General features: G+C 64.4%; 20 protein-coding genes. 14 read left to right on the top strand and 6 right to left on the bottom strand.

Annotated elements, in window-relative coordinates:
- Window position 1: 1 nt before the first annotated feature.
- Window positions 2–343, bottom strand: a complete 342-nt coding sequence (locus ACOQFP_RS09265; RefSeq protein ID WP_206489204.1) for an oxidoreductase — start codon at window positions 341–343, stop codon at window positions 2–4.
- 378 nt (window positions 344–721) lie between these two features.
- On the opposite strand from ACOQFP_RS09265, the gene sucB reads away from it, so the two are divergent.
- The 5 genes from sucB (at window position 722) to ACOQFP_RS09290 (ending at window position 6161) form a co-directional block, all read left to right on the top strand.
- On the top strand, window positions 722–2476 hold the full coding sequence (gene sucB, locus ACOQFP_RS09270) for a 2-oxoglutarate dehydrogenase, E2 component, dihydrolipoamide succinyltransferase (RefSeq protein WP_421584093.1): 1755 nt from the start codon (window positions 722–724) through the stop codon (window positions 2474–2476).
- 152 nt (window positions 2477–2628) lie between these two features.
- Window positions 2629–3519 carry a TIGR01777 family oxidoreductase gene (locus ACOQFP_RS09275; protein ID WP_421584094.1) on the top strand — a complete coding sequence of 297 codons (891 nt, stop codon included), beginning with the start codon at window positions 2629–2631 and terminating at the stop codon, window positions 3517–3519.
- Window positions 3520–3540: 21 nt separating this feature from the next.
- Window positions 3541–4320 (top strand): lipoyl(octanoyl) transferase LipB, encoded by a 780-nt coding sequence (gene lipB / locus ACOQFP_RS09280; protein ID WP_421584095.1) that lies wholly within the window; start codon window positions 3541–3543, stop codon window positions 4318–4320.
- Between the two features lie 10 nt (window positions 4321–4330).
- Complete coding sequence (gene lipA, locus ACOQFP_RS09285; RefSeq protein ID WP_206489208.1) at window positions 4331–5344, top strand: lipoyl synthase; 1014 nt, start codon at window positions 4331–4333, stop codon at window positions 5342–5344.
- 61 nt (window positions 5345–5405) lie between these two features.
- Window positions 5406–6161 (top strand): DUF4191 domain-containing protein, encoded by a 756-nt coding sequence (locus ACOQFP_RS09290; protein ID WP_206489209.1) that lies wholly within the window; start codon window positions 5406–5408, stop codon window positions 6159–6161.
- 38 nt (window positions 6162–6199) lie between these two features.
- Here the strand turns inward: ACOQFP_RS09290 and ACOQFP_RS09295 are convergent, their stop codons facing one another.
- Window positions 6200–6664, bottom strand: a complete 465-nt coding sequence (locus tag ACOQFP_RS09295) for an RDD family protein (RefSeq protein WP_421584096.1) — start codon at window positions 6662–6664, stop codon at window positions 6200–6202.
- 167 nt (window positions 6665–6831) lie between these two features.
- Between ACOQFP_RS09295 and glnA (ACOQFP_RS09300) the strand changes: the two genes are divergently transcribed.
- The 5 genes from glnA (ACOQFP_RS09300) (at window position 6832) to ACOQFP_RS09320 (ending at window position 12127) form a co-directional block, all read left to right on the top strand.
- Window positions 6832–8268 carry a type I glutamate--ammonia ligase gene (gene glnA / locus ACOQFP_RS09300; protein ID WP_206489211.1) on the top strand — a complete coding sequence of 479 codons (1437 nt, stop codon included), beginning with the start codon at window positions 6832–6834 and terminating at the stop codon, window positions 8266–8268.
- 191 nt (window positions 8269–8459) lie between these two features.
- A complete protein-coding gene (locus tag ACOQFP_RS09305; protein ID WP_206489227.1) occupies window positions 8460–9110 on the top strand; it encodes an ABC transporter permease in 651 nt (216 codons plus the stop codon).
- Window positions 9103–10323, top strand: a complete 1221-nt coding sequence (locus ACOQFP_RS09310) for an ABC transporter ATP-binding protein (protein ID WP_421584097.1) — start codon at window positions 9103–9105, stop codon at window positions 10321–10323. The genes ACOQFP_RS09305 and ACOQFP_RS09310 overlap by 8 nt, the downstream gene beginning before the upstream one ends.
- Before the next feature lie 104 nt (window positions 10324–10427).
- Window positions 10428–11144, top strand: coding sequence for an ABC transporter permease (locus ACOQFP_RS09315; protein ID WP_421584242.1), 717 nt, complete (start codon window positions 10428–10430; stop codon window positions 11142–11144).
- Window positions 11144–12127 (top strand): glycine betaine ABC transporter substrate-binding protein, encoded by a 984-nt coding sequence (locus ACOQFP_RS09320; protein ID WP_421584098.1) that lies wholly within the window; start codon window positions 11144–11146, stop codon window positions 12125–12127. The genes ACOQFP_RS09315 and ACOQFP_RS09320 overlap by 1 nt, the downstream gene beginning before the upstream one ends.
- Here ACOQFP_RS09320 and ACOQFP_RS09325 read toward each other — a convergent pair.
- From ACOQFP_RS09325 to ACOQFP_RS09335, 3 genes are all read right to left on the bottom strand, one after another.
- A complete protein-coding gene (locus tag ACOQFP_RS09325) occupies window positions 12124–15171 on the bottom strand; it encodes a bifunctional [glutamine synthetase] adenylyltransferase/[glutamine synthetase]-adenylyl-L-tyrosine phosphorylase (RefSeq protein ID WP_206489231.1) in 3048 nt (1015 codons plus the stop codon). The genes ACOQFP_RS09320 and ACOQFP_RS09325 overlap by 4 nt on opposite strands.
- A gap of 126 nt (window positions 15172–15297) precedes the next feature.
- Window positions 15298–16638 carry a type I glutamate--ammonia ligase gene (glnA, locus tag ACOQFP_RS09330; RefSeq protein WP_206489232.1) on the bottom strand — a complete coding sequence of 447 codons (1341 nt, stop codon included), beginning with the start codon at window positions 16636–16638 and terminating at the stop codon, window positions 15298–15300.
- Window positions 16639–16739: 101 nt separating this feature from the next.
- Window positions 16740–18296, bottom strand: coding sequence for an alpha/beta hydrolase (locus ACOQFP_RS09335; RefSeq protein ID WP_206489233.1), 1557 nt, complete (start codon window positions 18294–18296; stop codon window positions 16740–16742).
- Window positions 18297–18371: 75 nt separating this feature from the next.
- On the opposite strand from ACOQFP_RS09335, the gene ACOQFP_RS09340 reads away from it, so the two are divergent.
- The 4 genes from ACOQFP_RS09340 to pip all read left to right on the top strand — a co-directional run bounded on the left by ACOQFP_RS09340 (window position 18372) and on the right by pip (window position 22515).
- Window positions 18372–20099: an NAD+ synthase gene (locus tag ACOQFP_RS09340; RefSeq protein ID WP_421584099.1), complete on the top strand. Its 1728-nt coding sequence runs from the start codon at window positions 18372–18374 to the stop codon at window positions 20097–20099.
- A gap of 119 nt (window positions 20100–20218) precedes the next feature.
- On the top strand, window positions 20219–21070 hold the full coding sequence (gene panB / locus ACOQFP_RS09345) for a 3-methyl-2-oxobutanoate hydroxymethyltransferase (protein ID WP_206489235.1): 852 nt from the start codon (window positions 20219–20221) through the stop codon (window positions 21068–21070).
- Between the two features lie 41 nt (window positions 21071–21111).
- On the top strand, window positions 21112–21558 hold the full coding sequence (locus ACOQFP_RS09350) for a hypothetical protein (protein ID WP_421584100.1): 447 nt from the start codon (window positions 21112–21114) through the stop codon (window positions 21556–21558).
- Entirely contained in the window at window positions 21559–22515 is a 957-nt protein-coding gene (gene pip, locus ACOQFP_RS09355; protein ID WP_421584101.1) for a prolyl aminopeptidase, read from the top strand.
- Here the strand turns inward: pip and ACOQFP_RS09360 are convergent.
- Window positions 22505–23935, bottom strand: a complete 1431-nt coding sequence (locus ACOQFP_RS09360) for an RNB domain-containing ribonuclease (protein ID WP_421584102.1) — start codon at window positions 23933–23935, stop codon at window positions 22505–22507. The two genes, pip and ACOQFP_RS09360, sit on opposite strands and share 11 nt — an antisense overlap.

Here is a 23935-nt window from a genome sequence, read left to right on the forward strand (position 1 = left end):
ATCAGAGATCTCGCTGCTGCTGTTCGCGCTTCTTGATGACCTTCTGGCGGGCGTCGTGATCGCGCATGCGCTGGGGGTAGCCGGTCTTGCGAACGTCGTACACCGGGATCTTCAGGTCGGATCCGACCTTTCGTACATATTTTTCATCGAGTGGCCGACGCGTCCATTCGCCGTCGTTCGCGATCAGCACGACGGTCAGTGGAGTGACCGTCGTCTTGGGTTCGACGTAGGCCTCCACACCGATTCGGGTGGCGCTCCAATCGGCCAGGTACTGGGCAACCGACCCCTCCGGGGCCCGTTTCGCGCCTCCGCCGCTTCGCTTGAGTCGATCGAACAATCCCACGAGAACGTCCTTTTCTAGCGGCCGATGGACCACCGGTTCTGGTGTCCGAATGTTGTTACTCACCAGTTTGCCAGGCGTGTTGCACGCCCTAGGGGAACGGCGGGGCGACAACAATGGAAGGATGACATTAGAGGGTTCAGCTCTCTTGATAGTGAACCAAGGCTCGTGAAGTGAGTAAGTGAATTGCCGAGAGGGAGTGTCTGCGTGGGCGCTGTGTCGAGCAGAGCACGCTCGACCGGTGCCGTGTGCACCGGTGCCTCCGTCGGACGGAATCACGCAACTCTCGTCCATGAACCCTGTTCCGCCAGCACAATGGTCTACGACCACAAGTCGTAAGAACTACATCACCCGCATACAACTGTCGAGGAGTCAACAGACATGGCCTTCTCCGTCCAGATGCCAGCTCTTGGTGAGAGCGTCACCGAGGGAACTGTCACGAGGTGGCTCAAACAAGAAGGCGACACCGTCGAAGTCGACGAGCCATTGCTCGAAGTCTCCACGGACAAGGTCGATACCGAGATCCCGTCGCCTGCTGCCGGTGTTCTGACCAAGATCGTCGCTCAGGAAGACGACACCGTCGAGATCGGTGGTGAGCTCGCTCAGATCGGTGACGCAGACGAGGCTTCCTCGTCCGACGCACCGGCCGAGGAAGCCCCCGCTGCCGAGGAGTCGGCATCCGAGGAGCCCACGCCCGCAGCCGAGCCCGAGCCGCAGGCCGAGCAGGAAGCACCCGCGTCGAGTGCGTCGTCCGACTCGTCCGGATCCGGCACGCCGGTGACGATGCCCGAACTGGGCGAGTCCGTCACCGAAGGCACCGTGACTCGGTGGCTCAAGGCGATCGGTGACGAGGTTGCCGTCGACGAGCCTCTGCTCGAAGTGTCCACCGACAAGGTCGACACCGAGATCCCGTCCCCGGTGGCCGGAACTCTGCTCGAGATCTCCGCCGAGGAAGACGACACCGTCGCCGTCGGTGGCCAGCTCGCCGTCATCGGATCGGGATCGCCGGCCGAGAAGTCCCCCGAGCCCGAGCCCACCCCGGAGCCGAAGGCCGAGGAGCCGAAGGCCGAGGAGCCGAAGAAGGAGGCTCCCAAGCAGGAAGCTCCGAAGGCCGAGCCGAAGCCGGAGCCCAAGCAGGAAGCTCCCAAAGCCGCTCCCGCCAAGGAGTCGGCATCGTCGGGTGAATCCACCCCGTACGTCACTCCCCTGGTGCGCAAGCTGGCATCGGACAACGACGTCGACCTGTCGAGCGTCAAGGGCACCGGTGTCGGTGGTCGCATCCGCAAGCAGGATGTGCTCGCTGCAGCCGAGGCCAAGAAGGCTCCGGCAGCACCCGCCGCCGATGCTGCACCTGCGGCTGCGTCGAAGCCGGCCGCACCGGCCACAGCCGGTGTACGCCCGGAGCTGGCGCATCTTCGCGGAACCACGCAGAAGATCAACCGGATTCGCCAGATCACCGCGAAGAAGACGCGCGAGTCGCTGCAGACCTCTGCTCAGTTGACGCAGACGTTCGAGGTCGACGTGACGAAGATCGCCGGTCTGCGCACCAAGGCCAAGGCGAAGTTCGCCGAGAACGAGGGCGTCAACCTGACGTATCTGCCGTTCTTCGCGAAGGCGGTCGTGGAGGCCCTCAAGGCTCACCCGAACGTCAATGCGAGCATCAACGAGGACGCGAAAGAGATCACGTACCACGCTGACGTGCACCTCGGCATTGCCGTGGACACCGAGCAGGGTCTGCTCTCCCCCGTGATCCACAATGCGGGTGATCTCTCGCTGGCCGGGTTGGCACGGGCGATCAACGACATCGCTACCCGCGCTCGTTCTGGCGGCCTGAAGCCCGACGAGTTGGCCGGTGGCACGTTCACGATCACCAACATCGGTAGCCAGGGTGCGTTGTTCGACACCCCGATCCTGCTTCCGCCGCAGGCGGCCATGCTCGGCACGGGCGCGATCGTCAAGCGTCCTGTTGTCGTCAAGGACGACTCGGGCAACGAGTCCATCGGTGTTCGCTCGATGTGCTACCTGCCGCTCACCTACGACCACCGACTGGTGGACGGAGCCGATGCGGGACGCTTCCTGACCACGATCAAGCAGCGTCTCGAAGTGGCCTCGTTCGAGGCCGATCTCGGCCTGTAGACCACCGGCGAATCTCGCGTCTCGAGTAGCCTCGTAGTAGCGCGACACATTCGCATCGGAGTCTCGACCAGTGAGGCACGAACCGTGCAGACCCGGGGCATCATTCGTTCGCGAATGATGCCCCGGTTTGCGTCAAGGAGGCTTTCGTTCACATGCGCGTAGTCATTGCGGGTTCATCCGGATTGATCGGCACGGCTCTGGTTGCGGCCCTGCGGGGCCGAAGCCACGATGTCACTCGACTCGTTCGGCGATCGCCCGCCGGACCCGACGAGTCGCAGTGGGATCCGGCACGCGGCAGCATCGACTCGGCCACGCTGCGCGGTGCCGACGCGGTCGTCAATCTCTGTGGTGTCGGCATCGGCGACAAGAGGTGGTCCGGCGCGTACAAACAGTTGATTCGCGACAGCCGTATCGCCCCGACCGAGGTACTCGCCGGGGCCGCCGCCGACGCCGGTGTTCCGACGCTGATCAATGCCAGCGGGGTCAACTTCTACGGCGACACCGGCGATCGGGTCGTCGACGAGACCGCACCCGTCGGTGACGGATTTCTGGCCGAGGTCTGTCGCGATTGGGAGGACGCCACCTCTGCAGCGTCGACGGCGGGGGTGAGAACGATCATGCTGCGCAGCGGTGTGGTGCTCTCGCAACGAGGGGGGATGCTGGGCAAGCTTCGCCCGCTCTATCTGTTCGCTCTCGGCGGCAGGCTCGGCAGTGGTCGCCAGTACTTCCCGTGGATTTCGTTGGCGGACGAGATCGGTGCCATCGTCCACGGCATCGAGAACGACACTCTGCGGGGTCCGGTCAACATGGTCGGCCCGACCCCGGTGACCAATGCTCAGTTCAACAGTGCGATGTCGCGCGCAGTGCACCGACCTGCACCGTGGGTGGTCCCCGGTTTCGCATTGAAGGCAGTCATCGGCGAATTCGCCGAGGAGGCCGTTCTCACCGGCCCGCGTGCGATTCCCAAGGCCCTGGAGGACGCGGGTTACACCTTCGAGCACAACACCGTCGGTGAGGCACTGCGAGTGGCTGTGGGTAGTTGACGCGGCGTACCGTTCCGAATCATGAGTGACGCGAACTCTTCGTCGACCCGAGTATCGGCACGCGCGAGCACAGAACCTGTCGTGGTGCGCGAACTGGGCACCGTCGAGTACTCCGAAGCGTGGGCTCTGCAGCGCGAGCTGGCCGATGCCAGGGCCGATGATGCCGGCCCCGATACCCTGCTGCTGCTCGAGCACCCGTCCGTCTACACCGCTGGGCGGCGCACTGCCGAGGAAGATATGCCGAGGGATGGCACCCCCGTCGTCGAGGTCGACCGAGGCGGCAAGATCACCTGGCACGGTCCCGGCCAACTGGTGGGCTACCCCATCGTCAAGCTCGCGCAGCCCATCGACGTCGTCAAGTACGTGCGCCGCATCGAGGAGGCGTTGATCTCGGTGGTGTCCGGGTACGGCATCACCTGCGGGCGCGTCGACGGCAGGTCCGGGGTGTGGCTCGCCGCCGAGACTCGTGACGGTGTCCTGCTCCCCGAACGCAAGATCGCCGCGATCGGGGTCCGCGTTCAACGCGGGGTGACCCTGCACGGGTTCTCGTTGAATTGTAATGCCGCCATGACCGGCTTCGATGCGATCGTCCCGTGCGGCATCGCCGACGCAGGGGTGACATCTCTGTCACTCGAGCTCGGCCGAGAGGTCACGATCGCGGACGTCACCGCGGCGGTCACCGAGGCCGCTCTTGCGGCCCTGGACGGTTCCCTGCAGGTGCGAGACCACGACATCGAGCATCGGTCGACGGCAGGCGCGATGATCAACCCGCAGTTCACCACCGTCCGCTTCGGCGCGTAGCATCGTTTCTGTGACTGTGGCCCCAGAAGGACGCAAGCTGCTCCGCCTCGAGATCCGAAACGCGGAGACCCCCATCGAACGCAAACCCAACTGGATCAAGACGAAAGCCAAGATGGGCCCGGAATACTCCGAGCTCAAGGGTCTTGTGAAGCGTGAAGGTCTGCACACGGTGTGCGAGGAAGCCGGCTGCCCCAATATCTACGAATGCTGGGAAGATCGCGAAGCGACCTTCCTCATCGGCGGAGAGCAATGCACCCGCCGATGCGATTTCTGCCAGATCGACACCGGCAAGCCGGAGGATCTCGATCGCGACGAGCCGCGCCGGGTGGCCGAGAGCGTCCAGGCCATGGGTCTGCGCTACTCCACCATCACCGGAGTCGCTCGTGACGATCTGGCCGACGGTGGCGCGTGGCTGTACGCCGAGACCGTGCGGTTCATCAAGAAGCTGAACCCCAACACCGGCGTCGAGCTGCTGATCCCCGACTTCAACGCCAAGCCCGATCAGCTGGCCGAGGTCTTCTCGTCCCGGCCCGAGGTTCTGGCGCACAACGTCGAGACCGTGCCGCGCATCTTCAAGCGCATCCGTCCGGCCTTCCGGTACCAGCGGTCGATGGACGTCATCACCGCGGCCCGTGACGACGGTCTGGTCACCAAGTCCAATCTCATCCTCGGTATGGGCGAGACGCCCGAGGAGGTGCAGGAAGCCATTCGCGACCTGCACGAGGCCGGCTGCGACATCCTGACGATCACTCAGTACCTGCGGCCGTCGCCCCGCCACCATCCAGTCGAGCGGTGGGTCAAGCCGGAGGAGTTCGTCGAGCACTCCGACTACGCCACCGAAGTCGGCTTCGCCGGTGTGTTGGCCGGACCGTTGGTTCGCTCCTCCTACCGCGCCGGACGCCTGTATGCACAGGCGATGGCGCATCACGGTCGGGAACTACCCGAGAGCATGAGCCACCTGTCCGACGGCGGTGAGGCCTCTCAGGAGGCCAGTTCCTTGATGGCGCGACTGGCTGGTCGCTGACACTCGTTCCCAACCCGGAGCGGTGCACGTGAGCGTCGGCACAGGACGTATCCTGTGAGTTATGGCGAACGGCAGTAAGGCTGGCAAAGCAGGCAAGCCCAGCAAGGAAGCAAAGGCCGCCGCGAAGGCGGCTCGGCGAAAGGCATCGAAGGAACGGCGCAGTCAGCTGTGGCAGGCCTTCCAGATGCAGCGTAAGGACGACAAGGTTCTCCTTCCGCTGATGATCGGGGCGGTGCTCGGGCTCGGGCTCGTCGGCTTCTTGATCGGTCTGGCTTTCGACTTCCAATGGTTCCTTCTCCCCATCGGCCTGTTGCTCGGCGTTCTGGTCGCCTTCATCATCTTCGGTCGTCGAGTCCAGAAGACGGTGTACAAGAAGGCCGACGGTCAGGCCGGTGCTGCTGCGTGGGCATTGGACAACCTGCAGGGTTCGTGGCGGGTCACCAATGCGATCGCGGGCACCACCCACCTCGACGCCGTGCACCGCGTGATCGGCAAGCCCGGTGTCATTCTCGTTGCCGAGGGAGCACCGCAGCGTGTGAAAGCACTACTGGCTCAAGAGAAGAAGAAGACCGCCCGCCTGGTGGGCGATACCCCGATCTACGACGTCATCGTCGGCAACGAGGAAAACCAGATTCCGTTGTCGGGCCTACAGAAGTACCTGTCGAAGCTGCCGAAGAACATCGACGGCAAGCGCATGGACACCATCGAGTCACGCCTGGCGGCACTGGGCACCAAAGGTGGCCCGGCGATGCCCAAAGGACCCATTCCAGGCGGTGCCAAGATGAAGGGTGTGCAGCGGACGATGAAGCGTCGCTGACGCCCGATCTCTGCCCGTAGCAGCCCTGGTGCGACCCGTCAGCGGGTCCGCAGCAGGGCTGTTCCCGTTGCGCGGTCGTGCATCCCGCGGCCGTCCATGTCGGTGATCACAGCCGGAACCACGAACAGCAGAATCAGTTGGCGAACCAGTGCGCGCACGAAGCCGACCCGGGCATGAGCGTCGATACGACCCACCTGGATACCGACGATGAACTGGCCAGGGGTGAACGAGAACAACGAGACGCTCACCAGTCCGACGACGAACCACACCACGAGCACGATCGTCGAGATCAGCCCGCTGGTGGTGTAGCCACCCAGAATGAGCGAGGCCACGCCGGTGGCCATCGTCCAATCCAACAGCAACGCCAGGATTCTGCGCCCGGCACCTGCAAGTGCGCCGACCCCCTTTTGGGGCAGGCCGAGTTCTTCCCCGCGAAAGTTCTGTGGTTCGCGGGGATTCGCGGCCGCCGGTCCGGACAACCAAGACCCTGTCATTCGTGCCATGATTTCCAGGATAGGCGCGGCCGGGCTCATGGAGAAAAATGCGGACGTACTGTTGTTCGTGCCGCTCGTGAACCAGGACGCGTAACACGGGCGAAACACGAGCTTGACGGGCGGGCAACACCAAGTCCATAACGTCAGTTCGACGGACTCAACAAAGGAGCAAAAGCGTGGCGTTTTCCACGGCCCAAGAGGTCATCAAGTTCATCGCAGATGAAGGAATCGAATACGTCGACATCCGGTTCACGGACCTGCCGGGTGCACAGCAGCACTTCTCGATCGCCGCGAAGGCGTTCACGGCGGACACTCTCGAAGACGGCCTTGCGTTCGACGGCTCGTCCGTCCGCGGCTTCCAGTCCATCCACGAGTCCGACATGATCCTGCTTCCGGACTACGCCACCGCCCAGGTCGATCCGTTCCGCAACGCCAAGACGCTGAACATCGACTTCTTCGTCCACGATCCGTTCACCCGTGAGGCGTACAGCCGCGACCCGCGCAATGTTGCCCGCAAGGCCGAGGAGTACCTGGCCAGCACCGGCATCGCCGACACCGCGTACTTCGGTGCCGAGGCCGAGTTCTACATCTTCGATTCGGTCCGCTTCGACTCGCAGGCCAACGGCGCCTTCTACGAGGTCGATTCGTCCGCGGGTTGGTGGAACACCGGTGCCGAGACCGAGGCGGACGGCAGCCCGAACCTCGGCTACAAGGTTCGCTTCAAGGGCGGCTACTTCCCCGTCGCGCCGTACGACCACTACGTCGATCTGCGTGACCAGATCTCGACCAACCTGCAGAACGCGGGCTTCGAGCTCGAGCGTGCACACCACGAGGTCGGCACGGGCGGTCAGCAGGAGATCAATTACAAGTTCAACACGCTGCTCCGCGCGGCCGACGACCTGCAGCTGTTCAAGTACATCGTCAAGAACACCGCCTGGCAGAACGGCAAGTCGGCGACCTTCATGCCCAAGCCGCTGTTCGGCGACAACGGCTCGGGCATGCACGTGCACCAGTCGCTGTGGAAGGACGGCAAGCCTCTCTTCCACGACGAGGCCGGATACGCCGGACTGTCGGATCTCGCGCGCCACTACATCGGCGGCATCCTGCACCACGCTCCTTCGCTGCTGGCGTTCACCAACCCGACGATCAACTCGTACCACCGTTTGGTGCCGGGCTACGAGGCCCCCATCAACCTGGTCTACAGCCAGCGCAACCGCTCGGCCGCGGTTCGTATCCCCATCACCGGCAACAACCCGAAGGCCAAGCGCCTCGAGTTCCGCGCACCGGACTCCTCGGGCAACCCGTACCTGAACTTCGCCGCTCAGATGATGGCAGGCCTGGACGGCATCAAGAACAAGATCGAGCCGATGGCACCGGTCGACAAGGACCTCTACGAGTTGCCGCCCGAGGAAGCACGGAACATTCCTCAGGCACCCACCTCGTTGAACGCGGTCATCGACCGCCTCGAGGCCGATCACGACTACCTCACCGAGGGCGGCGTGTTCACGACCGACCTGATCGAGACCTGGATCTCGCTCAAGCGCGAGCAGGAGATCGCTCCGGTCAACCTTCGTCCGCACCCGTACGAGTTCTCGCTGTACTACGACGTGTGAGTCGATAACTGCACGTACGAAAACGCCCGGCCGAAGCACCTTTCGGCCGGGCGTTTCGCGTTCCAGGTTGTTTCCATTTCATGCCGATTCTCGCAAATTGCAACAAGATTCGACCCGATCGGCGTTTGATAGTTGATACGCGGGGTAAAGACTCGTATCTGCTAGAGGGCGAACAGAGGATGACGAACTTCATGGACGCACTGTGGGAATTCATCGTCGGACGACGAAGGCAGTTGGCAATCGACTCCTATCTGCACGTCTCGGCCGTCGTGCAATGCGTGATCATCGCTACCGTCATCGGCGTCGCGATCGGCATCCTCGTGTACCGCAGTCCGGCCGGATCCGCCATCGCGACAGCCCTGGCCAGCACCGTTCTGACGATTCCGTCGTTCGCACTGTTGGGTCTGCTGATTCCCATATTGGGACTGGGAGTTCGTCCGACAGTGACCGCTCTGGTCCTGTACTCACTGCTCCCGATCATCCGAAACACGGTGGTCGGCCTGGATTCGGTCAATCCGGCGGTCACCGATGCCGCGCGCGGAATCGGGATGAGCCGCATTCTCGTGTTGCGACGCATCGAGATTCCACTTGCGTGGCCGTCGATTCTGACCGGGATGCGAATCAGCACGCAGTTGGCCATGGGCATCCTGGCCATCGCCGCGTATGCGAAAGGACCTGGTCTGGGCAATCTGCTGTTCTCCGGGCTCGCGCGCGTGGGCAGCCCCACGGCCGTCCCACAGGCCCTCACCGGCACTGTCCTGATCGTCCTGCTGGCGTTGATCCTCGATGGGATCTACGTCGTGATCGGCAAACTGACCACCTCGAGGGGTATCCGTGAGTGAGAACACAACCGTATCCGGCGTAGAAATCGTCTTGGAGAACGTGACCAAGAGCTACCCGGGCCAAAAGGACGCCGCCGTGGACAACGTGTCCATGACGATCCCTGCCGGTGAGGTCGTCGTGCTGGTCGGGCCGTCGGGCTGCGGCAAGACCACGACCATGCGCATGATCAACCGGCTGATAGAACCGACATCGGGACGCATCACCATCGGTGGTGAAGATGCACTGTCGATCAACCCGAACGAGTTGCGCCGCACCATCGGATATTCGATTCAGCAGGCAGGGTTGTTCCCGCACATGACGATTGCCGAGAACGTCGGCATGGTTCCTGGTCTGATCGGATGGAAGAAGTCGAGAATATCGGATCGCACGGACGAAATGCTGGACCTGGTCGGTCTCGATCCGTCGTTGTACCGCGAGCGCTATCCGCGCCAGCTGTCCGGTGGCCAGCAGCAACGCGTCGGTGTTGCACGCGCGCTCGCTGCCGATCCCCCGGTACTGCTGATGGACGAGCCATTCGGTGCCGTCGACCCCATCACCCGCGGTTTGCTGCAGGACGAATTGATGCGCCTGCAAGCCGAATTGGGCAAGACGATCGTTTTCGTCACCCACGACTTCGACGAGGCCGTCAAGCTCGGAGATCGAATTGCAGTACTGGGCAACCAGTCCCGGATTCTTCAATTCGATACACCCGAAGCAGTGCTGGCGAATCCAGCCGACGACACCGTCGCAGGGTTCGTCGGATCCGGTGCAGCGCTGAAGCAGTTGACGTTGATGCGTGTACGAGACATCGAATTGTCCGATGTTCCGGTCATGGGCGAGGACGAGTCGGTCGAGTCGATGAGCACGGCACTCGGACGGGACCCAGAAGCATGGGGAATCATTCTCGACGCGCGTAGGCGACCGATTCGGTGGACCGATCGACGCCACCTCACCAACGCGAAGAGCTTGCGCGATGTCGGCGTGCCGATGGGCGAAATGGTGTCGACTCAGTCCACGCTGCAAGACGCGCTCGAGGCGCTGCTCGCCGAGGGCAACGCGACCGCCACGGTCACCGGCAAGCGTGGCGAGTACGCCGGAACGATCACCATCGAGGCGCTGATCGACACGATCAAGACCATTCGATCGCAGCACGCCCACGACCACGACGACACCGCTGAAGATCCCGATCCGGACGTTGCTCGCAACGACGTGACCACAGGGAACGCGTCGTGACGACCTCGGCGGAGACCTCTGCAGTCGACTCGTCAGCGGACGACGCCTCGGCGGACGAGGGTTTCGCGCAATCGGCACGGCAGGCGGCCAAGCGTGCGGAACGTATTCGCCTGCTGGTGCAACCCGCGATCATCTTGTTGGTCGTCGTCGTTCTGCTTGTCTACACCTTCACCCGCGATCTCAGTGCCACTCAGAAGGAGACGCTGAACGCGAGCACCCTGTTCCAGCGGCTGTCCGAGCACGTCGCCATCACGTTCGTTGTCACCGCGCTGGTGCTGGCGATCGCTGTGCCACTCGGAATCCTGTTGACGCGCAACGGCTACCGAAAGTTGGCACCGGTCTTCGTCGGTATCGCCAATATCGGGCAAGCGGCCCCGGCGGTGGGTCTGCTGGTGTTGCTGTTCCTCGCGACGGGCAAGACCGGCTTCTGGATCGGCGTACTGCCCATCGCGTTCTACTCACTGCTCCCCGTTCTCCGAAACACGATGCTGGGCTTCCAGCAGGTCGACCCGAGCTACATCGATGCTGCACGCGGACAAGGCATGTCGTCCAGCGGCATCCTGTGGCGGATCGAGTTTCCGCTGGCAGTGCCGTACATGCTGGCTGGACTGCGCACCTCGCTGGTGCTCGCGGTCGGTACGGCCACACTGAGCTTCCTCGTGGGGGCCGGCGGCCTCGGAGTTCTGATCGACACCGGGTACAAGCTGTACCAGCCGTTGATCCTCGTGGTGGGAGCCGTCCTCGCCGTCGCCCTGGCGTTGTTCGTCGATTGGCTCGGCGCACTGGCCGAGGCCTTTCTCGGACCGAAAGGACTGCGCTGATGTGGCGCTCGACAAGAAAACTCATCGTTCTGTGCGCAGTGAGCACGATGGCACTGGCGGGCTGCGGACTGCAATCCGGCAGTGCTGTGCCGCTGTCGGTCGAACCCGGGAGCATCAAACCCATGCCGGGTCTCGAGGGTGCCGAACTGACCGTCGGATCGAAAGACTTCACCGAACAGATCGTGTTGGGCTACATTCTCGAATTCGCTCTCTCCGCTGCCGGTGCCGACGTCCGCGACCTGACCAACATTTCGGGATCCAACAGCACCCGCCAGGCGATGATCGCCGGGCAGGTCGATGTGTCCTACGAATACACCGGTACCGGGTGGATCAACTACCAGGGCAACGAGACTCCGATTGCCGACGCCACCGAGCAGTTCGATGCCGTTCGTGACGGCGACAAGAAGAACGGCATCGTGTGGGTCAATCCAGCGCCGATGGACAACACGTACGCACTCGCGATGAACCAGGCGACCGCCGCACAGACCGGGGTGAAGACACTGTCGGATTACGCGGCTCTCGTGGCGCGCGATCCGGCCGCAGCATCGTTGTGTGTGGAGACGGAATTCAACTCCAGACAAGACGGATTTCCCGGCCTGGCAGCGACGTACGGTTTCGACCCCAATGCCGTACCCCGCCAGATTTTGCAGACCGGAATCATCTACCAGGCAACTGCAGACGGTTCGCAGTGCAAGTTCGGTGAAGTGTTCACCACCGACGGCCGCATCAAGGGACTCGATCTTGTTGTGCTCGAGGACGACAAGAACTTCTTCCCCCGGTACAACGCCACCGTCGTGATCCGGTCGTCGATCGCCGAGAAGTACCCGCAGATCGCCGAGATCACCGCACCGATCTCCGCTGCGCTGACCAACGACGAAATCACCGAGCTGAACAAGCAGGTCGACGTCGACGGCCGTGAACCGGCCGATGTCGCACGCGACTGGATGGTCAAGGAAGGCTTCGTCACCGTGGGAAGTGACTAGCTGCCGCCGAACGTTCTCTCCACCACTGCCTTCGCGCGACGCGTGACACGTAGGTAGTTGTCGAGGAACGCTCCTGCATCGCCGTCTTCCCAGCCTGCTACCTGCGCCACTGCCGAGAGCACGGCACCCGGCGCAGGTAGCTGGTCGGTCGGCTTGCCGCGCACGAGCACCAGCGCATTGCGTGCCTTCGTCGCAAGGATCCATGCCTCGCGCAGCAACTCCACATCGGTTTCGCTCATCAGTTCCGCCGCACCTATCGCATCCAACGACTGCAGGGTCGAGGTGTTGTGCAGCGAGAGAACCTTGTGTGCGTACCTGAGCTGGATGAGTTGGACGGTCCACTCGATGTCGGCCAGTCCCCCGCGGCCCAGCTTGGTGTGCGTGGCGGGGTCGGCACCCTTGGGTAGGCGTTCGGAATCGATTCGCGCCTTGATCCGTCTGATCTCGCGGACCGCATCGGCGGATACTCCGCCCTCGGGGTAGCGGACCTTGTCCACCATCAGGAGGAATCGGATGCCGAGGTCCTGGTCGCCGGCGACCTGATGTGCCCGAAGAAGGGCTTGAACTTCCCATGCCTGGGCCCACTGCGAGTAGTACGCAGCGTAGGACGACAGGGTGCGCACCACCGGCCCGTTGCGGCCTTCCGGTCGCAGACCGGTGTCGACCTCGAGCGGAGGATCGGTGCTGGGCGCACCGAGCAGTTTGCGGATGCGATCGGCAATGGTGTTGGCCCACTTGACCGCAACGGTCTCGTCGACGCCGTCCACCGGCTCGCAGACGAACAACACGTCGGCATCGCTGCCGTAGCCGAGCTCACCTCCGCCGAGCCGTCCCATTCCGATGACGGCCAGGGTGGCCGGTGCCGGTTCGCCGCGTTCTTTCTCGCTGGCGCGCACCGCCGCCGCGAGTGCCGCGTTGATCACCGCCGCCCATACCGACGACAGCGCTCGGCACACCTGGGGCACGTCGAGCATGCCGAGAATGTCCGCAGAGGCCACGCGGGCCAGCTCGTGCCGCCGCAGTGCCCTCGCCGCATTGATCGCGCGCACCGGGTCCTCGTACCGAGCCGAGGACGACAGGATGGCGCGGTACGTCTCCTCGGGTTCGACATCGAGTAGGCGTGGGCCTGTCGGTCCGTCGACGAACAACCGGATGACCTCGGGGGCCTTGATCAGCAGATCGGGTACGTACGCCGAGGAGCCGAGCACGATCATCAGTCGCTGCGCCACCGCGCCCTCGTCGCGCAGTACCCGCAGAAACCACGTCTGCTCCCCTGCCGACTCCGACAGTCGCCGATAGTTGAGCAGTCCCGCATCCGGGTCGGGGGTGTCGGCGAGCCATTCGAGCAGGGTCGGCAGCAGCACCGCCTGAATCTGGCCGCGCCGAGTGCCTGCACCGACGAGCGCACGCAAGTGGCCGAGCGCGTTCTCGGGAGCGGCATAGCCGAGAGCGGCGAGCTGACGCGTCGCCGCATCCGGAGTCAATCGCACTGTCTCGGAGTCGAACTTGACCACCGAATCCAACAGCGGACGATAGAACAGCTTCGCGTGCAGCCGTCGAATACGCTTCGCGTTGCGTTTGATCTCGGCGTTGAGCACACCGAGGGCGTCGTTGTTTCCGTCCGGTCGCATATGCGCCGAACGAGCGAGCCACCGCAGCGCTTCCTCGTCGTCCTGGGGCGGCAGTGTGTGAGTTCGCTGCATTCTCTGCATCTGCAGGCGGTGTTCGATCAACCGAAGAAACTCGTAGGACGCCGTCAAGTTCGCGGCGTCGTCGCGGCCGACGTAGCCGCCGTCCGTCAGTGCCGTCAGAGCGTCTGTCGTGCCGAGCACACGCAGCGACTCGTCGGTCCGACCGTGCACCAATTGGAGCAGCTGGACGGCGAATTCGACGTCACGCAGACTGCCGCGTCCGAGCTTGATCTCGCGCTCGCGGAGGTCGGCAGGCACCATCTCCTCGACGCGGCGCCGCATCGCACGAACCTCGGGTACGAAGTCCTCGCGCTGACTGGCCAACCACACCATGGGGTTGACGGCGTCGACGTAATCGGTGCCGAGAGCGATGTCGCCCGTCATCGGACGGGCTTTGAGCAGCGCCTGGAACTCCCAGGTCTTGGCCCACCGCTTGTAGTACGCCACATGCGAATCCAGGGTGCGAACCAGCTCGCCGCGCTTGCCCTCGGGGCGCAGCGCCGCGTCCACCTCGAAGAACGCCGAGGATCCGATGCGCATCATTTCACCTGCGATGCGGCTGGCCTGCGCGTCGGCGGGCTCGGCGACGAAGACGACGTCGACATCCGAGACGTAGTTGAGTTCGCGAGCGCCGCATTTGCCCATCGCGATGACGGCAAGGCGCGTCGGACACGGGGCGTCCGGGCACACGGTGGCCACAGCGACCGCCAATGCCGCGGTCAGCGCTGCGTCGGCCATGTCCGATAGTTGAGATCCGACCACCGTGTACGGCAGTACGGGTTCGTTCTCGACGGTTGCTGCCAGGTCGTACGCCGCCAGCACCATGATCTGGTCGCGGTACTTCTTTCGCAGAGCGATCACTGCCGGCGGTCCGGTGAGCGAGGCGCGGTACAGGTCCGGCGCGGCATTGGGTCCGGTCTCGGGCTCGGCACCGACGACCTCGAGAAGTTCGGCCACCAACGTCGCCTTCGTGGGCAGCTCGACCTTCGCGGAGACTCCGCTGCCCTTGCCCTTCTCGGTCAGCAGCAGACGCCAGGTGCTCTCGTCCGCGACGAGATGATCGGCGAGAGCGCTCGATGCGCCGACCAGTCCCAGAAGGCGACCGCGGAATCCCTTGTCCGTTCGCAACGCCGCATCGAATTCCGACCAGCCGGCACCGAGCAGCTCGTACAAGCGCACGAGGGTGCGCAGTGCGAGATCGGCATTGGGGGCGCGGGACAGCGACCAGAGCAGCTCGAGGCTTTCTTCATCCGTCCAACCGAGGGTGCGCAGGTCGGACGGCGCGGTTTCTTCGACCAGACCGAGACGGCCTGGTCCGGGAACGACAGATCTGGACGTGGGGGGACGCACCATCAGAATCCACCTCGGGGTGCCACAGTTCTACCTCGTCGTCGGTAATGCGACGCGAGGGTGCCCACGCCGGCATCGGAACTTCTTTTCACGATCGACTAGAACGTAGTCCATGAGGGCGGGATGCCGTTAAAGACCCAGGTAGGCCTTCAGCTCGTACGGCGTGACGTGGCTGCGGTATTCCTCCCACTCGCGACGCTTGTTGCGCAGGAAGAAGTCGAAGACGTGTTCGCCGAGTGCTTCGGCGACGAGTTCGGAGCCTTCCATCGCGTTCAGCGCCTGATCGAGGTTGCCCGGCAGTTCCTTGTATCCCATGGCACGACGCTCCGCGGAGGTCAGTGCCCACACGTCTTCTTCGGCCTCGGGCGGCAGTGTGTAGCCCTTCTCGATTCCGCGCAGGCCTGCTGCGAGCAGCACCGCGAACGACAAGTAGGGGTTGCAGGCGGAGTCCGGGCTGCGGATCTCGACGCGCCGCGAGGAGGCCTTGTTGGGGGTGTACATCGGCACGCGGATCAGTGCCGAGCGGTTCGCCGGGCCCCACGATGCTGCGGTCGGCGCTTCGCCGCCGCGGACCAGTCGCTTGTAGGAGTTCACCCACTGGTTGGTCACCGCGCTGATCTCGTTGGCATGCTCGAGGATTCCGGCGATGAAGGACTTCCCGGTCTCGGAGAGCTGCATCGGATCGTCGGGGTTGTGGAAGGCGTTCGCGTCGCCCTCGAACAAGCTCATGTGCGTGTGCATCGCCGAACCGGCCTGGTCGCTGAACGGCTTGGGCATGAACGTCGCGCGCACGCCCTCTTCGATGGCGACCTCCTTGACCACGTAGCGGAAGGTCATGATGTTGTCGGCCATCGACAAGGCGTCGGCGTACCGCAGGTCGATCTCCTGCTGACCGGGTGCGGCCTCGTGATGACTGAACTCGACCGAGATACCCATCGACTCGAGTGCGTCGATGGCGTGCCTGCGGAAGTTCGGGGCCGAATCGTGCACAGCCTGATCGAAGTATCCGCCGTTGTCTGCGGGAGTGGGAGGTGAGCCGTCTTGCGGCGCATCCTTGAGCAGGAAGAACTCGATCTCCGGGTGCACGTAGCAGCTGAAGCCGAGGTCTGCGGCCTTGCTCAACTGACGGCGCAGCACGTGGCGGGAATCGGCCCAGGACGGCGAACCGTCGGGCATGGCGATATCGCAGAACATCCGCGCCGAGTGCTGGTGGCCCTTGCTGGTGGACCACGGCAGGATCTGGAATGTCGAGGGATCCGGCTTGGCGACGGTGTCCGCCTCGGAGACGCGGGCGAACCCTTCGATGGCGCTACCGTCGAAGCCGATTCCCTCGTCGAAGGCTCCCTCGAGTTCGGCCGGGGCGATGGCGACCGATTTCAGATACCCGAGGACGTCGGTGAACCAGAGGCGGACGAAACGAATATCGCGCTCCTCGAGAGTCCGGAGCACGAATTCCTTTTGACGATCCATGAACGCGAGAGTAAGCAAACGGAGTTAAATCTGTGTTACATCGTGAATTCGGTCTCACTTCGTGGAACTCTCTGCGCACATTTCGCCCGGTGAGGTAGGCGTCAGCACCGCAGTCCGTCGCCCGGCGGCACCAGATCGACGAGGTAGCCGACCAGCGCATCGTCGATGCACGCGACGCCCGAGAACGCCACCGTGTGCTGGGTGCCCTCGTAGGTCACCAGGTCTCCGCGCAGCTGGGCAGCCAGCTCCACCCCTGCTTGATACGGCGTGGCCGGATCGTCGGTAGTCGAGACCACCACCAGTGTGGGCAGCCCCTCGACGTCGACGATGTGCGGTTCGCTCGTGTTGGGTACCGGCCAGAATGCACACAGGTCCAGCGGCGCGTTGCCGGTGGCCCGCCCGTCGTCCAGATACGGCGCAGCCGCACGGAACCTGGCATCGGCCTCGTCGGCCGCTGCTCGGTCGGTCGTGGGCGGGCCGTCGACGCATCGAACGGCATTGAAGGCGTCGTCGATGTTCGTGTAGCTGCCGTCCTCGAGCCGTCCGGAGTAGGTATCGGCAAGGCGGAGCAACGTGTCACCTCGCCCGTCGCGCAGTTCACCGAGCCCTGCCCGCAGCAGACGCCACAGCTGTGTGGAGTACAGGGCCTGCTGGGTCCCGGTGATGGCGTCGTCGTAACTGAGGCCGCGCGGATCCGTCGTTTCGGCGGGCTGGTCGATCAGGGGATCGACCAGGGATCGAAATTCCTCGACGGCGCGTGAGGGATCGGTTCCGAGCGGGCAGGTCTCGGTCTGTGCGCAGTCAGCGGCGAACTGATCGAACGCAGCCTGAAACGCCGCCCCCTGGGCAACTGCCTCGTCGACGGGTGACTGGTCCGGGTCCAGCGCACCGTCGAGCACCATCGCCCGAACGTTCGACGGGAACTCCTCGGCATACGCGGTGCCGATCCTCGTGCCGTAGGAGTAACCGACGTAAGTCAGCTTTTCGTCACCCAGAACTGCCCGGATGACGTCCATGTCGCGGACCACTTCCCTCGTGCCGACGTGCTCGAGCACGTCCGCCCCGGTGCGGTCGACGCACTGCGCGGCATAGTCCCGATGCTCGGCCTCGGTAGCGGCAATGCCCTCCGGGCTCACGTCGACGTCCGGTTCTCGGCGTTCCTCGTCGACCTCCTCGGGTGTCAGGCAGCGCACCTGCGGTTCGGATGCCCCGATCCCGCGCGGATCGAACCCGATGCGATCGAAGCGGTCGGCGATGGGGGTGCCATCGGCCTGGGTGGCCAGGTACAGCCCCGAGGAGCCCGGGCCGCCGGGGTTCATCAGGATCGAGCCGATCTTGTCGCCCGTCGCCTGCGTCCGCGAGATGGCGACCTCGATGGTCGTGCCGGCGGGATCGGCGTAGTCGAGCGGCACGGTCACCATCGCGCATTCGACGTTGCTGCCCAGTTCGCTGCCGTCGGTGTTGTACCGGTCACAGGACTCCCACTGCAGGCTCTGGGTGTAGAACGCCTCGAGTCCCGCGGGAACGGGACCTGCGACCGGGGTATCGGATGCCCCGGTGCTCTCCGGTTCGGCGGTGGGCTCGGGGCTCGAGCAGCCCGCGAGCAACACGGCTACTGCGGACAGTGCCATGGCCGAGTTCCTGGTGCGCGTTTTCATGGACACGATCGTGCCAGGTCTTTCGAGGCGGCCTCTGTTCTCGCTGCCCGGCGGGGACGACGTAGGAGCACTAGCGTGTACGCAGTGCAGGCCCTTCGACTCGCCCTGGCCCAGATCAATTCCGTCGTCGGCGATCTCGCGGGCAATTCCGCTGCGATCGTCGAGTGGACCGTCCGCGCCGCCCATGACGGTGCCAACATGGTGGTCTTTCCCGAGATGGCCCTGACGGGATATCCCGTCGAGGATCTGGCGCTGCGACCTTCGTTCGCGGCCACGTCGGCCCGTGCCCTGGCGGAGTTGGCCTCAGCGCTGGACAAGGCCGGGTGCGGGGACCGGATCGTGGTGGTGGGCTATCTCGATCGCGATGCCGAGGGGTCACGCAACAGCGCTGCGGTGATCGTCGATGGACGAGTGGTCGCTCGCTACGACAAGCATTCGCTTCCCACATACCGGGTGTTCGACGAGGCGCGATACTTCGCTCCCGGATCGACCTTGACCATCATGGCCGTGAACGGGTTGAGGGTCGGTGTCGTTGTCTGTGAGGACATCTGGCAATCGGGCGGATCCGTGGCCGGCTATGCCGGTGCCGGGGTGGACATGCTGGTCTGCCTCAACGCCAGTCCGTTCGAACAGGGCAAGGACGCGGTGCGGCGCTCCATCGTCGAGCGCCGAGCCACCGAGATCGGCGTTCCGATCGCTTATGTCAACGTCGTCGGAGGCCAGGACGAGTTGGTGTTCGACGGGGCGAGCTTCTTCATCGGTGGCGACGGCTCCACCGTTGGCCGTTCCCCGCAGTTCGTCGAACATCTGCTCATCGTCGACGTCGATGCACCCGCCGATCCCCGACCGGACGCTCTCGCGGTGCCCGGCTGGAGCATCGATCGGATCTCGCTGCCCGACCTCGCCGTCGGCGGCTGGCAGCGGGCGGTACCGCTTCTGGCCGAGCTCGCCTGCGACCAAGAGCAGGTGTGGGGAGCGCTGGTCACCGGATTGCGGGACTACGTGCACAAGAACGGCTTTCGGTCGGTGGCACTCGGATTGTCCGGGGGTATCGATTCGGCCGTGGTCGCCGCCATTGCCGTCGACGCCCTCGGTAGCGATGCCGTCCACGGGGTATCGATGCCGTCGACGTTCTCCTCGGAGCACTCACGCACCGATGCCGAGGATCTCGCCTCGCGGACCGGTATTCACTTCCGCGTCGAGCCGATTGCCGCGATGGTCGCCTGCTACGTCGATCAACTGGATCTGACCGGCTTGGCCGAGGAGAACATCCAGGCTCGGTGCCGAGGCATGGTGTTGATGGCACTGTCGAACACCTTCGGCCATCTGGTTCTGGCGACTGGGAACAAGTCCGAACTGGCCGTTGGCTATTCGACGATCTACGGCGATGCTGTCGGAGGCTTCGCGCCGATCAAGGACGTGCCGAAGTCCCTCGTGTGGGAGCTGGCACGCTGGCGAAACTCGTCCGCTGCCGCCCGCGGTGACATTCCTCCGATTCCGGAATCGAGCATCGACAAGCCGCCGTCCGCCGAGCTCAGACCCGGTCAGCTCGATACCGACTCGTTGCCCGACTACGACGAACTCGACGCCATCCTGTTCAGGTACGTGGACCACGATCAGGGATTCGAGGACATCGTCGCTGCCGGGTTCGACGCGGCCGTGGTGGCGGACACTCTGCGCAAGGTCGATGCGTCGGAGTACAAGCGTCGCCAGTACCCGATCGGCAGCAAGGTCACCTCCCGGGCCTTCGGGCGAGATCGCCGCATGCCGATCACCAACGGATGGCGGGACTATCCGGTGTGACCAATTGCACTGTCAGGACTCCTCCCGGTACCTCGCCTGCGGTGGCAGACTCGCCATTGTCATCACACCCCATCCCGGGGACCCGCCGAGCGGGCCTCGAGGACCAGAAAGGGACACAGATGTCCGAAACTGCCGTGTACGGCGGGGCTGCCGACGAGGCACCCTCCACCGCCTTGACCCGCAAGACCCGCACCCATCACCTGCTGCAGATGAAGGCGGACGGTGACCGCTGGGGAATGCTCACCGCATACGACTACTCGAGCGCTCGCATCTTCGAGGAGGCCGGTGTTCCGGTCCTGCTCGTCGGAGACTCGGCTGCCAACGTGGTCTACGGATACGACACCACCGTGCCGATCACGGTCGACGAGCTTCTTCCGCTGGTCCGCGGCGTGGTCAGGGGCGCGCCGAACGCCCTCGTCGTTGCCGATCTTCCGTTCGGCACCTACGAGGCCTCGCCTCAGCAGGCCCTCGAGACCGCAGTCCGATTCATGAAGGAAGGTCTCGCAGGCGCGGTCAAGCTCGAAGGCGGTGAGCGCGTTGCCGCCCAGATCGCGGCGATCACTGCTGCCGGTATCCCGGTGATGGCCCACGTCGGCTTCACCCCGCAGAGCGTCAACACTCTCGGCGGCTTCCGGGTGCAGGGCCGCGGCGACGCGTCCGAGCAGTTGGTGGCCGACGCCATCGCCGTCCAGGAGGCGGGTGCCTTCGCCGTGGTGATGGAGATGGTCCCTGCCGATATCGCCGGTCAGGTCACGCGCAAGCTGACCATTCCCACCGTCGGCATCGGTGCCGGCAACGAGTGCGATGCGCAGGTCCTCGTATGGCAGGACATGGCCGGTTACACCAACGGCAAGACCGCGAAGTTCGTCAAGAAGTTCGCCGACGTCGGAGACTCACTGCGCACGGCCGCGACCACGTATCTCTCCGAGGTCCGCTCCGGCGTCTTTCCTGGGCCCGAACACAGCTACTGATCGTTCTCGTGTGTGCCGATCCCAGATGGCACACTCGGAGCATGACACTCAGACGGGGTTCTACCTTCGGTAAAGGGACAAGCGCAGTCGCACTGATCGGCGCGGCTGCGCTTGTGACACTGGTGGGCGCCTGCAGTACCGACACGACCAACACAGGTTCGTCGTCGACGACGACAGTTGCGCCGAGCACCACGGTGACCACGACGCCTGCCGAAGCAGCGATCACCGATGCACAGAAGCAGAAGCTCTGCACCGATCTGGAAGCGCAGCTGTCCAATTGGCGCGTGCAGGGGCCCACTCTGGGCCGCGGAGGTCTGAACATTCTGGTGCAGACCTGGGCCGCGCAGAGCGGCGTCATCAACCTGAAGGTGGTGCAGAACCGGACGATCATCGACGACATCACGAAGGACACCTGCTCGGACGTGCGTGACGAAGCCATCCGCGCCCTCGACATTCCGGACCTCGCGTCGGGATTGGTGGGCTTCTAGATGCGAACTCTGTATCCCGAGATCGAGCCCGTGGAGTCCGGACATCTGGATGTCGGTGACGGGCAACGGATCTACTGGGAGGTATCCGGTAATCCGGCCGGTGCACCGGTGGTGTTCGTGCACGGCGGTCCTGGTGGTGCCACCAATCCGTTGCAGCGGCGATACTTCGATCCGCAGGCCTACCGGATCGTGTTGTTCGATCAGCGAGGCTGCGGGTTGTCGACTCCACACATCGCCGATGGAGCCGACTTGTCGGTCAACACCACCGACCGGTTGATCGCGGACATGGAGAAGCTTCGAGAGCACCTGGAAATCGATACGTGGCTGGTCTTCGGCGGTTCGTGGGGATCGACGTTGTCCTTGGCCTACGCACAGTCGCACCGAGATCGCGTGCGAGGGCTCGTACTACGCGGAATTTTCCTGGTCCGCCCTTCCGAGATCGACTGGTACTACCGCGGCGGTGCCGGGCACATCTTCCCCGACCTGTGGGAGAAGTTTCTCGAGCCGATCCCGGAGGACGAGCGTGCGGGTGACCTCGTCGAGGCCTATCACCGCCAGTTGATGTCCGAGGACGAGAGCGTCGCAACCCGAGCCGCGGTGGCATGGTCTTCATGGGAGGCGGCGACGAGCTACCTGCTACCGAAACCGGATGCAGTGCAAGGAAATTCCGATCCGCGATTCGCCCGGGCTTTCGCGGGTATCGAGAATCACTACTTCCGGAACAATTGCTTCCTCGAAGAAAATCAACTGCTGCGTGACGCCCACCTGCTCGACGGTATCGCGGGTGTCATCGTGCAGGGCCGCTACGACGTCGTGTGTCCGGCGACCAGCGCGTGGGCGCTGCACAAGGCCTGGCCCGGTGCGGAGCTGGTCATCGTCGACGATGCAGGGCATTCGGCGGCCGAGCCGGGCATCGTGCATCACCTCGTCGAGGCGACCGACCGCTTCAGGCCGTGACGGGCGAATAGTCGAACGAGACCTTTCGCGAGTCGGTGTCGGCCTGGGTCAACCGGACCGTCACCGACTCCCCCGCCGGTGGTTCGCCCTGGCACTTTCCGATGACGATCGGCTCCGACACCAACACCTCGGCCTCTCGTTTCCCTTCGGCACCGCGGAGAACTACCGCTTCGAAGCTCTCCCCCACCCGGTTGCTCAATACGTGGGCTTCGGTGAGATCCACGCATGCGCGGTCCACTTTCGATGCGACGGAATCGGATCCGCGCATCATTGCAGGCAACTCGGGTAGGGCTTGCGCCGCCCACTCCGGTACCGATGTGCCGGCGACGACGGCCAGGCACACCTCGGTGGCGAACCGATCCGACAGGCGGCGCAGCGGTGCCGTCACGTGGGCGTAGGGCGCGCCTATGCCGGAATGCTCGACCGATTCGCCGCTGGCGGCTGCATTCCCTGCGCTGTCGAAGGCGAGGTAATCCGCCCCGCGCAACAAGCCGGTTGCCCGGGTCATCATCGCCAATGTCGACGGCGCGTCCGCCGGCAGCCCGGCCAGCACTGCCCCAGCGGATGCGCCTGTCGGCCAATCGATTCCGAGCGCAGACGCCGTTCTCTTCAGCGCCTCCAGGGCCTCGGACGATGCGGGCGGGAGCGTGCGGACGATGCCGATTCCGGCGTCGAGCATGATTCTCGCGGCGCACATGCCCGTCAGAAGCGACACTTCGGCATTCCAACCGTCCGCGGCCGTACGCGGCTGCAGCGCGATACGCCAGCCCCGGCCTTCGGGCACCACCTCCTGCTCGGGCAAGGTGATGTCTATCGCTCCCCGTCGAATGGCAGCTGCAGCCCGCTGCGATCCGAATTCCGCGAGGGCAGCGATGGACGGATGTGGCGTACCTGCATCGACGCCTGCTTGCACCTCGGCGTAGTCGAGCCGCGCAACCGATCGCACGGTGGCACGGGTGACCGTCCAGGCAACCGCTTCACCGGCATCGTCGAGTTCGATGGTCCACAATGCAGCGCACCGGGTCTGCCCCTCGAGCAGGCTCGCGGAGCCCTCCGACATGACTCTCGGATGTAGCGGCACCGACCCGTCGGGCAGGTAGTACGTCTGGCCCCGCCGACGAGTTTCGGTGTCGAGTGCCCCTCCGGGCACCACCAATGCACCCACGTCGGCAATGGCGTAGTGCACCAGCAATCCGTTCGAGGTCTTCTCGATGTGAACGGCTTGGTCGAGATCCTTCGAGCCGGGCGGATCGATGGTGACGAACGGGATATCCGTGCGGTCGATCCTGCTGTCGGCGTGTCGGTCTCGAACCTCTCGCGCCTCCTTCATCACCGCTGGGTCGAAACCGTCGGAGAGTCCGAACTCGGATCGAATGGCGTCGAAATCGAAACTGGGGGCCTTCAGCCGGGTGAGCGGCAC

This window comes from Rhodococcus sp. MALMAid1271, assembly GCF_049195265.1.
Classification (GTDB): Bacteria; Actinomycetota; Actinomycetes; order Mycobacteriales; family Mycobacteriaceae; genus Rhodococcoides.